This is a genomic window from Croceitalea marina (genome assembly GCF_042684265.1).
GTDB lineage: Bacteria > Bacteroidota > Bacteroidia > Flavobacteriales > Flavobacteriaceae > Croceitalea > Croceitalea marina.
Genome location: NZ_JBHULB010000073.1, coordinates 1 through 12,501 on the forward strand (window position 1 = coordinate 1; position 12,501 = coordinate 12,501).

Consider the following 12,501-nt stretch of genomic DNA (forward strand, 5'->3'; position numbering starts at 1 on the left):
GTATCTCATTCGTTGCATCATTATCATTATCCGCTACTGAGATTGTTCCGCCTCCATCTGATAAGGTAACGTCCGTGCCTGCTTGACTTAATGTCTGTAGTTCGTTCGTCGCGTCGGTATCGTTGTCTGCCGCGTTGCTCGCCGCCAGTTCCGCCAAGGCACCCTCTACCTCCGTTGCAGTAAAGTTTCCGCCCGCATCAGTGATATTTACCTCGTTTGCATCTTGTATCTCGTTGGTCGCATCGTTATCATTGTCCGCTACCGATATCGTGCCACCTCCATTGGATAATGTAACGTCCGTGCCGGTTTGACTTAATGTCTGTATCTCGTTCGTTGGGTCCGCATCCGCATCGTCCGTATCCAAAGCATCTACATATGCCTTTGTCGCTGCGTCTTGTGCATTGGTCGGGTCTGCGATATTCGTGATAGCGGCTCCGCCTCCATCATTACCATCGGCTAATACCTCACCTAAATTCTGTATCTCATTAGTAGCATCCGTATCATTGTCTGCTGCATTGCTTGCCGCTAACTCATCTATTGCAGCTTGCGTATCTGTAGCCGTTAATCCAGATGTAGCATTATCATAACTAACTTCTCCAGCTGTTTGATTATCTGTATTTATTATAGCAGCTAAATCCGCTAAGGCTACTGAAAATGTATTTGAATCGCTATCAGTAATTACCAGACTATTGGTGGCAGTATCTATTGCATAAGACGTAATAACGGTATTGGTATCCGCAAGTGTATCACTAAGACTACTTAAATCAACACTAATAGTGCCTCCTCTTTCCAAATCAAGGGTAAGCTGATTGGTTGTGTCATTAAAAGTGAAACCTGTTAATTGTTGGTTGTCACTTGATGTAAGTTCCCATGAATCACCATCCCAGAAAAATATAGTCCCAGAAGTGGTGTTCACATAAATGTCTCCCGTATCTGCTCCGGTGGGAGTACTTACTCCTGGGGCAGAAACATCTGTTCCACTAAGTACTTCACAATTACATTGATCTTGCAGCGTAACTGTAGTTTGCGAAAAGCCAACCGTAGTAATCAGTAGAAAAATCAGAAAAATAAGATTCTGTTTCATGGGTCTATTTTTATTTGACATTGTAATAGCTATAGGTGTTGTTATAAAGAAATGGTCTTTATGATTTGATTGTACGACGAAGCCTCAAGTTTAATGACATCACTATACTTCATAAGTGCACTAATTGTCTTCATCTGTCTTGTCTTTGATAAGTCTTTCAAATCATTCATTTTAAATCATATTCAACTGTATTTCTAATCAAAACAGTCTAATACCCTACAAAATTAACTTTATGTATACCCACAGGAAATAAATGTTGTGTAAGTGATAAATTGTAAAGTCTATGCCTTAAAATATGAGGTTTACCCTTAATAGGAGTTAATAACCGTTAATCGATTAAAACCTATCATTACTATGCTTACAGGCAATTTAAAGAAGCCCTATATTACCCCAAACAGAATAAATTATCAAAACCAAAAATGGCTGATAAAAATTAAATTTAAACTGATTTTTTTGAAAAATTTTAACTGTATCAAACCTGAAAAAACTTAATTATCAAAAGTCTTAAAAGATGCTACTATCATCTTAAACTAATTGTATAATTCAATTTTTCTTAACTCTATACGTAATTCTTCGATTGGTAATTACAGTATATGCTTTGATAATACTTATTGGGGAGAATTCTGAAGTTGAATTAGAAAGTGTTGCTGTTGCAGTTAAGCCAGCTCCAAGATCTGACCCGCTCGGCAAAGGAATAGTAAATGAAAATCTATTGGTATTATCCGTATTGCTATCAGCATCAGTATACGCCGAAATTCCTGTATCTGTATCATCAACGCTACCCTCAACAAAGGACCCAATAAAGACCTAAGGTATTATCCCCTGCTATAGCAGAACCTTCATTGATATCCGTTAAAAAGAACTCTATGATAGCACCTGGCCTAGACCAACCAGAAATAACCATATTACTGCCAGACTTATTAATACTTGCTATAATGGGAAAATTTATTAAGCTATTTGGACCAGAATCTACATCTCCATTATCATTTAAATTAACACCATCGCCAACGGGATTACCAGTAGTAGCTGCATCTATATCTATTCCTAGTGCCGGACTCGTTGTCCCATTTCCATAAAAAGAGTTTTGAGTAACTAAATTACCTGTAGTGACACCTCCCGTAATAACTAGCCCAGGCCCCCCATTATTTCTAATAATATTTTTTGAAATTACCGAATTGCTACTGTATAATCGCACCCCTGCATTCTCTATAGAACCACTACAATTTCCACCATTCTGTCCTGAATCGTGTATGGTGTTTTCTGAAATAGTAACTGGACTTGTGTAATTCCAACCATCTATTCCAACCCCTCCTGTATTGGTAATTAGATTATTCTGAATAACGATACCTGTACCTCCATTTAAGGCAATTGTATCAGAGCAAGGACCTACTGCATTTTCAAAAAAGTGATTATTTTGTATTAATGATGACGTTCCTCCAGATATACCTATTGCAAAATTTACTACAGACCTCATATAATTACCATCAATGACTGCTGTACCACCATTTATAACTATACCAACGTTTGATACGATTGCATCGAGGCCTATTACGTTTTGCATCACTAATAAAGTCCCGGAATTTTGAAGAATTACTGCGTTGTTAGTGGCATAGATTGCTAAATTTCTAATTACGGTATTATCTGCCTCTACAATAAAAACATCTCCAGCGGTAGTATGTACCTGTATTTCTGGTCGATCATAATTAGGTAGCACTATGGCAGAAGTTCCTACTGTTGCACCACTAGCTCCTACGGTACCTGAATTGGTATCCGTTGAATAGGCAGTTTGGGTACGCCCGTCAATATGGGTGTTGCTGGAAGTAATGGTTGTTAGGGAATTTGTTAAGGCAATATCAAAATAGCTTCCGTTAAAATTAGCATCGGCAGTTCTTCCCTGCGGGTCGGCCGTTGGAGGAATCATAAATATGGACGTATCCTCACCAGTTGCCGGATCAAAAATGCTATTTGCCTGTATGTTCAACCCCGTTTCATCAAGGCTATTCGAATTAACTATAAATTGCTCTAAAGAGCCTTGTCCGTTTTCATTGGTATTGACAATCGTATTAAAATTAAAACCGAAATCAATATTACCTATACCACCTGATGCAATTACTATTGACGATACTGTTTGTGCGCCGGCAAGTATGCCCGCAGCAGTATCTTCACCAGCTGGATTGGTACCCCCTACTTCATCTGTAACTTCATCTGTAGTCGTGCCATTATAAGTTGTTTTAAAAGTTTGAACTGCATAACACGTGGTACACCCTGCTCCGCCCCCCCTACTTGAAAGTATTGAAGAATTTACGACCCGTACCGTATAACTACCATCTGCCATACCTCCAAATGAATAATTTCCTGAAGAATCTGTGATGGTTGTACTTATTAAAGTACTCGTCGCATCATATAGCTCTACGGTGACGTTTTCCAAACCAATTCCACTCGCATCGGCTAAATTACGACCATTACCCCCGGGATAATTTATATCTTCAAAGACAGTACCCGAAATTAAATTTGAGGGTACTCGCAATAGCACCGCGCTTGATATCAACAAATCTTGACCTACGTCAACATTTGCAGTCACCTGCGTATCTGTACTTACGACGTAGGATGAAATATCATAAGTATCCAAATCCAGCCCATAAATATTACTGTTGTTAACACCAGCTGGACCATCGTATATTGTTGAATTGTAGGCATTATTTCCTGTTTGACCACCATCACCAGATAAAATATTGGTTATACCTAATTGATTGGTAATGGAAAGCTCTTCTGGGTTTGTAGAACCTGAGCTAGAACCATCCAATGTGGCATCCCCCTCATAAGACAAAAATGTTGCTTTACTTCCTGCCGGGCTTATTGCATAAAAGTTGTCTAGAGTAAAAGAAGTACCCGCATTTTGAGTAATATCGAAACCATAGTACAAATTTATTGTTGCCGCAGGCAGGGATGCCTCCTCATAAAAAATCATAAGGGACCAAGCTCCCAAGACGGTCGCCGAGTTACAGTAATCACCACCATCATCAATGTTTAAATCGGTCACATCATAAACATTACTATTGGGATTGGTTATACCATTGACTATTGCCGTTACATCAGATATATAGCCGTAAAATTGACGTGTAGTAAAAGATGCCCCATATATGAGGTCTGCTTCTACCGATTGTCCTTCAAAGGTCACGAAATTATCGGGGTTATTATTGGAATGCGCCCAATATAAGTAAGCCCTTTTTACTACAGCACCTGCAGGAATAGTTGAAGTTACCGAACCAGATGAAGTAGTTGTTATGGCGCAGGCGTCAGTAGTATTGGATTGTGTTCTAAAGGTACCGCCCGCTACAGTATAGTCAAAATTTCCACTTAAATCATCGTACAAAGCCAATGGAACGTCTTGAGGTATTGCCGGATCGGTATCTATAATTGTGGCCGTACCAAAATTTGCGATGTCTACACTGTTTGTAGCATTGGACAAAACCAAATAAAATTCCTCGGTGTTTTCGCCAAAAGTATTATCTACTAAAGTAATAGCAACCGTTCTATTTTCGCCCACGGTACCAGTAAATGAAAGTGTACCCGACATTGCTGAATAGTCAAAAACATCCTCAGCTGTACCATCTGCTGTAGCATAATCAACATTAAAAGCGCTGGTAGCAGCGCCATTATAAGTGACCGTAAATGTTGCCGTGCCATCTTCCTCAGCAACCGAAATATCATTTACGGTTAGGTAACTTGAGCTACCACTGTATCTTACTTGAGTGGTAGTTCCTCCATTCGTAGTTTGGCAGTTAAATCTATTTAATAAAACTCTTACTTGTCCTGTTAATGGAGCTATAAATGTTATTTCGGATTGCAGAGCGCCACCAAAGTCGTCATTATAATCGATAAAGTTTCCACTAGTATCATGTATCGTTAATTGCGTATCCCATCCAGCCAAACCTATTGTCGATACGGTATATAAACCTCCTGAGACCACGTTCATGGTAAAATACCTTCCACCACGTAAATTTCCCGTAAACTGATCTGTACTCGTAGGTGTAACAACAGTTCCTGAATTGGTGCCTCCATATGGGCACTGGCTTAAAACTACTGTTGTAAATAACAACCAAATACCTACAGTTTTATAAAAAGAATTCATCTAAATCTACTTTGTTTTGTGGATTGGATGTTATTATCCCCTAAAAAAGTAAAGTTAGAACTTAACAAACTGCTGGCTAATTAATTGTTGCGAGTTAAGGCAGAAGTGATTTAAACGCCTTAATAGTTGTAGTGTACGAATAAAGTTAGCATCTATTCTTGAAAGAATGCTCAAAAGAATTCTTTCAAGAATCGAAAATTAGTTTTTCTTAACTCTATACGTAATTCTGCGATTTGTTATGACCGAATTAACCTGTACCGATAAAACTGCTTCATCAGAAGTTTCGGTATCGCATACATAATCTACATTTGAAAGAATTACACGATATCGATTATCGTTCTCTGAGGTAGTGGCATTTGCAATGGTCAAAGTGTTTGTAGAACTACCGCTATATATACCAGAATCGCTAAGATTATCCCAAGTAACTCCATTAAATAGTTGCCATTGGTAGGTATCTGCAATCGAGGCAACCGACAAAGTTGTCGTACACCCAGGACAAACAGCGGTATCGCTGGGCTGAGATGTAATATTCGGAACAGAACCAGCTTCTTGAAAATCATAAATACCATTAGCATCGGCATCTTCAGGTATTTGATAAGATGCCCCGACAACCGTTCCGTCGGGATTCACAGTTGGAGTTCCAGCACCATATGTACCATTATCATCACCATCCGCATTAGAGTCACCATAAGCTTCATCAGCATCATTACAGCCATCGTTATCGCTATCGGCATCCAATGAATCAATTGTACCATCTAAATCAGAATCACAAATTAATGGTGTATTACCAGCAGTCCATAAAATAGCTTTTATTAAAAGATCTTCTCCTGCCGCATTAAGTCCAGCACCATCGTTCGCATGGGGCACAATTGCCCTTCTGCCCGGTGCATTACCTGTTTCCATGGCATCACCGGTTTCCCAAACCGCAATGGCGATATTACCATTAGAATGATTTGCAAGAACGGTGCCTGTTGTAAGGTTACCTGCATGATGGCCTGCGTCGCCAATAGTATAGTTACCTAGTGTTAAATTTTCGGTTATGGGGTGGGTATTATTTAGAATATCAATAAAAGTACTGCTCGCATTTCCTCCTCCAGGTCCACCTAAAATTTCATCATGTAAAGCCTGTTCACTTGTAATAACACCTTTGGTCGTGGTGGTCATGTTGATCATATTGGCAGCTGCAGTTCCACTTAATACATCTTCATGTAAAAAAGTTACATCATAATTGTCGGCGTTGTCTCCAACATTATCATCAACTATTGTAACGCTATGACCCATAGCAACTAATTTGTCGATTACATTTTGTTCTATAGGTCCGGCTGTGTTATTAAGGACCCATAAGATAGAATAACCACATTCTACCGTATCTAAAATACCATCATTATCGTCATCTAAATCTACTGTATCATCATAGCCGTCATTATCGGAGTCGGGTAAAGAATTTACACTTAAAGTCGCCGAATCTGACCCGGACAAAGGTATATTCTGATCATTTGAAACATCTGATGCGGATATTGTATTTATAAAACTACCTGATACATTGGTTACCACATCAAAAGTGAAAGTACAGGTAGAACCTGCAGGTATTGAAACCCCACTTACACTAAAAGAACTTGCGCCAGGATTTGCCAGAATCGTACCGCCACAACTAGAGGTCGCATCTGGACTAGATGCCACCACCATGCCAGATGGTAAATTGTTTGTTAGTGTAAAATTAGTAAGAGAAACCCCATTTGATGGATTATCAACCGTTATGGTCACTGCAGATTCCTCGCCCAAATTCACAGTGGTAGGAGAAAATTCTATATTGGCAACCGTTGGAAAAGCAATCTCATTAGAAGTTACGAAAACTCCACCCCAAATACCTTCACTGCTACTACCCAAGGTTACATCCATTTCGGTCGCATTGTTGGCAACAAGACCTGAGGCATCAAAAACATCGCTATCAATACCCCAACTGTAGGCATAGTTTGGGTTTCTTGCTCCGGTATCTATTCCAAATTCAGAAATGGTACCGTTTAAAGTATTATCGGATGGATTCAAGGCATTGGTCAAAGCCGTACCTTCTATACTGACAAAATCCCCTGTAGAGCCGGCCTCTCCATCAAATCCAAAATACGCTGCGTGGGTATCAAAAGTACCAGAAGATGGTGTTAACAGACCTGTTACCGTGAATGTATCATTTGCACCAAAACCGAAAAAATCAAAACCATCCCAAATAGCAATATTTCTGCTCTTTTCGGCGGAGTCTTCATAAATAACGACCATGTTCCATCCGCCGTACGGACCTGTAAAATTGCTTCCGGTAGCCAAGGCAATATCGGCAGCAAAGTAGTCTCCTGCACCTCCTGCTTGCACAAAAGAGGTCACCTCTGCAAAAGCCAAATAAGACGTCCAACCTGCAAACGATGCGTTCTCTGTATTTATAGCTGTAGCGTTTACTGTGGTGTAGTTGGAAGCTCCTGGAGCTCTAAATTTTATTTCATTGGAATTCAATCCGGATGGATTGGTTATACCTGTATTTGTACTTCCATATAATCCACCCCAATAGAGCCCTGCCCAAACGACTGTCGCCCCCGCCGGAATAGAAAGCGTCGAACTACTTGAATTTACAGTCCGCTATCTGCATCTACATCTGCATAACCCATAACAACACTGGGATTGTTGGTAGTCGGGGTTGCAGGACAACCAGATACACATTCAAGGTTCGTGTTAGCTAAAACCTTAAAGTTACCCCCTACGTTCATGGCATAACGCTCTTCGTAAGGCCTTGGACTATTAGGTTCTGTGATTGTTGCCGTTGCGGTATCGGATATATCGACGGAACCATCAGAAGAACTCGTTAATTGTAGAATAAAAGTCTCGTCCAACTCGGTACCCGCGTTATTCAAAATTGGTATCGTCACAGTATCCGTGCCTCCTGAAGTACCGCTAAAACTAATTGTACCTGATGTTGACGTATAGTCTATACCAGAATCAGCTGTACCATCTACTGTTGTAAAATTTACAGCGAAGGGTCCTGAGGCATCCGCACCTATATGCGTAGCTGTAAAAGTTGCTGTTCCTGCGTTCTCGTCAATACTTATGTCATCAATTGTAATTTGAGGCGAAAAAGTAGCGGTAAACAATATGTTATCTAAAAATATGGTTTCACTCCCACCCCAACTTGTATCTGCACCATTGATATATATTGCCGGATTCGAGGCAATTTCGGCAGCTGAGAGATTATACGATATCGACCCAGTATTAGAAGTATTTATTGTTGCGATAAGATTGAACGTGGCTGTGTCGGTATTGTAAATGAAAATTTGTAAAGCTTCATTACCTCTTGAAGTCGCATCATAATCTAAAGTTAAAGTAGCACTTGAAGCCCCAGCAAGTGGTACAAATCTGTATATGGCCCTATTATCTAAATTGTTAAATCTTAGCCTATTCCCTGTAATAAGAATTCTACCAGCTGAAGGACTTCCATCATCATTCTGTTCAGTCCAGTTCGAACTAAAATTCTGACTACCATTATTGTTGGAATAAGATACGGCACTAAAACTATCAAAAAAGGTTTCTTGGCCATGAACACCTATAGAAACCAAAAAAAGTACGATATAAAAAAAATACTTAGTCATGATTCAATAACACTAACCTATCAAGCACAGCTAAGCACTTGGTAGGCAAAATGTAAAATTATGACTATTGCGACCTACAGCATACTATTTGTGGTGTTATCGACCAAAAGCATGGTAAATCTCACTAAAAATGTTGTCAATGATTTTCCTATATTTCAAAAGGAGTGATGCAAGAAGTTAATTTTAAAGGTAAAAAATACCTAAAACAAACCCGCTCTTAATCGAATATGATGAATTCGGACCTTCGATTTAATTGGTGTTTCTCATTTGAGCATCTTACACCGTTTTCGCATTCGTTCATAAGACGTTCTTCACCATATCCCTGGCCATCTAATCTATCCGCTGAAATACCTTTAGCAATCATGTATGCTACAGTAGATTGCGCTCTTTTTTGTGATAACCATAAATTATAAGCATCGTTACCTCTACTATCTGTATGCGCATTTACTTTTATCTTTAAACTAGGGTATTTTTCCATTGCAGCAATAACCTTCTGGATTTCAATCTCTGCATCTGGTCTAATATCGAACTTGTTCAAATCAAAATAAATCGTACTTAATTGTAACAACTTGGCCAAATCGTCTCCAAATCCTCCGGTTACCAGGTCTCTCTCCAAGTAAAAATCGACAATTCTTGGTTTTCCATAAGACTTTACAAGATATTCTTCGGATGGAACATAACCCTCCATCATTGCCCTAACAAAATTACCCTGGTTACAGTCTAAGCTTAGGCTATATTCTCCCTTCGCATTGGTAATGGTGGATGATACCTCATTGTTTTCTTCATCGATAATCTTAACCGTAGCTCCAGCCAAAATTTCATTTGAAATCCTATCTCTAACCGTACCCGTTACGTCTTGCAAGCAGTCTAAAGAAATTGGTTCTGTCTCTTTAAAACTATAAATATCATCGTCGCCCGTTCCATCAATACGGTTTGAGGCAAAATAGCCTGTAGTCTTTTCTTCATCAAGAATGAACGAGAAGTCATCATACTTCCCATTGATAGGTTTTCCAACATTAACGATAGTCTGGTCATATTCATCGAAAGCTATCTTCGTGGCAAAAACATCTAAACCGCCCAAGCCTGGGTGGCCATCTGAAGAAAAATATAGCACATCGGATTGGGTAATGAAAGGAAAGGTTTCCCTCGCTTCGGTATTAATGGTTTTACCTAAATTGATTGGAGGACCATAGGTGCCATCACCTACAATTTGCACCTTAAAAATATCAGATTCTCCATAAGTTCCAGGCATATCTGAGGCAAAATATAGCACCTTTTCATCTGGACTAAGTACTGGATGGGCAACCGAATAGCTATCACTATTAAATGGTAATTCCTCTATGTTCGTCCACTCGTCCTCTATCAAAGCTGCCTTGTATATTTTTAATCGAATTGTTCCTTTTTCGTCTTTGTACTTTTTACCATCCAAAAAGTTGTTTCTGGTGAAATACATTGTGCTGCCATCTTTAGTAACAACAGATGTTGACTCATGGAGTCTGGTATTTATATCTCCTGAAACCTTTTGAACTACTTCGTTATTTTCATTGGCCTCATTGACTTCATAAATGTCCAAAAAGTCCCTAGCATTCCATGTATGACGATATCTTGCTAAGTTACCAGTGTCCCTATCAGAAGAAAATATCAACCCCTCTTTATAAAACGAAGGTGCAAAATCTGAATACTTGGAATTATACTTAAACTGTTGAATATCATATCGTCCTGAGTTTTCCTCGATTTTTTTCATATAATCTTCATCGAAACTCGAATCGATACCACTTTCTTTAGCTAGTCTAGAAAACTTAGCCATCATGGCATCCGCCCCTTCATACTCACCCAGGGTTTTCAATGATTGGGCATATCTAAAGACATAATCTGGGGTGACAACAGAATCATACTTTTCGATCAACTCTTTGTAAATCTCTGAAGCTTCCTCATAATTGGCATTAAAATAATATGAGTTGCCCAATCGCTTTAATAAGTCTGGCGAAGAGAAACCTTTTTCCCTTACCTTTTTATAAATATCGATTGCAGGTCTAAAAGAATATTCCTCATACTTTTCATCAGCTTTTTCCAAAAGACGTTCTTGGCCGTAGGTTAAACCAAAACTTGAAATAAATGCTATTGTGAAAAGAAGTACTTTTTTGTACATATAATTAGTTTTTAGAAGAAACGTGGGGAAACCGTTTTTTGGAACTTTTTCAACAATTCTAGCCTAAGAAATATTTCAAAAGAACCATCATTAAATCTTCTTGTTCCTAGTTCTGTAGTCTCTTTATCATAAGCCAATCCCAACATTATTTGATCATTGATTTGAAACCCTGCTAAAGCGCTTATTGCGGCATCCCAGCGATATGCAGCTCCAAAACTAAACCGTTCATTTACTAAAAAATTGGCAGATACATCAATCTGTAAGGGCGCTCCACCAACTGCTTTTGTCAATAGGGCAGGTTTAAACTTCAAATTCCCATTTAAATCAAAAACATAACCTGTAATAAAGTAAAAATTGATTCGTTCCGCTGCCAAGAAATTAACCTCGTTTGAATCATTGTCGCTATTGTCAAAAAATTCAGTTTCCAAAATGTTGGGGGCTGAAAAACCAGCATAAAATTTATCCGTATGATAATAAACACCTAGGCCAAAATTTGGCGTAAACTGGTTGTCTATATTATCTTGCTGTACAACTTCTTCGTCAAAATTTCTAAGTTTTGTAAAATCAAGGCTCAAAAAATTTCCACCTCCTTTAAGTCCAAAAGAAAGTTTTGCATTTTGAGAAACATCCAAAGTATACGAAATTACGCCATCTATATAGGTCTCTTGTACAACTCCATCTCCAATATTATCATTTACCACAGAAAGACCATAGCCTAGTCTACTATTACGAATCGGAGAATGCAAATTTATAGTAAAAGTTTCAGGTGCTCCGTCTAGACCTACCCATTGTGATCTGTAAAGTCCGGCAAAGGTCAATTGCCCTCTAGACCCTGCATATGCGGGATTAACACTTATAGTATTAAACATATACTGGGTATACTGTGCATCTTGTTGAGCGATCAGACCTTGAATTGTAACTGCTATAAAAAGTATTGGCAATAATATGCTCTTCTTAATCATATTCATATTTATATGTTACTTACTGATATAGAAATAATCGCTATCTGTAATTCTTCCTTGATTAGAATCGTACTCAAATATATAAAAATATATACCTGAAGGAAGGAAATCATTTACGCTTAAAGTAGACCTTCCCTTTGATCTTCCATCAAATACATTATTTATGTTATTATAACCTTGACCTTCGTATACTGCAATACCCCATCTATTGAATATTCTAAGTGTATTATTACGAGCATTTTCAACGCCTCTAATAAATAAGAAATCATTCTTTCCGTCTCCATTAGGTGTCACCATTTGATTAACTACAATTGCTTCTGGCTCTGGTGTGTCATCAATTGGATCCAAGTAATCGGGCGTGCCGTCTCCATCTGTATCATCGTTGGTCGGGTCGCCGTCACCGTCCGCATCCTCGTCAGGGGTGTCGATACCATCGCCATCATCATCAAGGTCCCTATAGTTTACATCCTCCGTACCATCGGTATCCGGTAAATCGTTCGCAGGGTCGTCGATCTCATCGTTGACATCGAAGCCGTCGTTTACATCAC

8 protein-coding genes are annotated in these 12,501 nt (G+C 38.9%); 1 reads left to right on the forward strand and 7 read right to left on the reverse strand.

Annotation, left to right across the window (positions count from 1 at the left end; all coding sequences use genetic code 11):
- On the reverse strand, window positions 1-1,084 hold a 1,084-nt coding region (locus tag ACFSQJ_RS14625), incomplete at its 3' end, for a hypothetical protein (RefSeq protein WP_377767702.1).
- Between the two features lie 577 nt (window positions 1,085-1,661).
- On the opposite strand from ACFSQJ_RS14625, the gene ACFSQJ_RS14630 reads away from it, so the two are divergent.
- Window positions 1,662-1,895: a hypothetical protein gene (locus ACFSQJ_RS14630; protein WP_377767703.1), complete on the forward strand. Its 234-nt coding sequence runs from the start codon at window positions 1,662-1,664 to the stop codon at window positions 1,893-1,895.
- Here the strand turns inward: ACFSQJ_RS14630 and ACFSQJ_RS14635 are convergent.
- From ACFSQJ_RS14635 to ACFSQJ_RS14660, 6 genes are all read right to left on the reverse strand, one after another.
- On the reverse strand, window positions 1,869-5,216 hold the full coding sequence (locus ACFSQJ_RS14635; protein WP_377767704.1) for a beta strand repeat-containing protein: 3,348 nt from the start codon (window positions 5,214-5,216) through the stop codon (window positions 1,869-1,871). The genes ACFSQJ_RS14630 and ACFSQJ_RS14635 overlap by 27 nt on opposite strands.
- Before the next feature lie 198 nt (window positions 5,217-5,414).
- Window positions 5,415-7,715 carry a DUF7933 domain-containing protein gene (locus ACFSQJ_RS14640; RefSeq protein WP_377767705.1) on the reverse strand — a complete coding sequence of 767 codons (2,301 nt, stop codon included), beginning with the start codon at window positions 7,713-7,715 and terminating at the stop codon, window positions 5,415-5,417.
- Between the two features lie 113 nt (window positions 7,716-7,828).
- Window positions 7,829-8,842 (reverse strand): Calx-beta domain-containing protein, encoded by a 1,014-nt coding sequence (locus tag ACFSQJ_RS14645; protein ID WP_377767706.1) that lies wholly within the window; start codon window positions 8,840-8,842, stop codon window positions 7,829-7,831.
- Window positions 8,843-9,059: 217 nt separating this feature from the next.
- Window positions 9,060-10,991: an OmpA family protein gene (locus ACFSQJ_RS14650; protein WP_377767707.1), complete on the reverse strand. Its 1,932-nt coding sequence runs from the start codon at window positions 10,989-10,991 to the stop codon at window positions 9,060-9,062.
- A gap of 11 nt (window positions 10,992-11,002) precedes the next feature.
- Window positions 11,003-11,953 carry a PorP/SprF family type IX secretion system membrane protein gene (locus ACFSQJ_RS14655; protein WP_377767708.1) on the reverse strand — a complete coding sequence of 317 codons (951 nt, stop codon included), beginning with the start codon at window positions 11,951-11,953 and terminating at the stop codon, window positions 11,003-11,005.
- A 15-nt stretch (window positions 11,954-11,968) separates the two neighbouring features.
- Window positions 11,969-12,501: gliding motility-associated C-terminal domain-containing protein (locus tag ACFSQJ_RS14660; RefSeq protein WP_377767709.1), on the reverse strand; the 533-nt coding region annotated here is incomplete at its 5' end.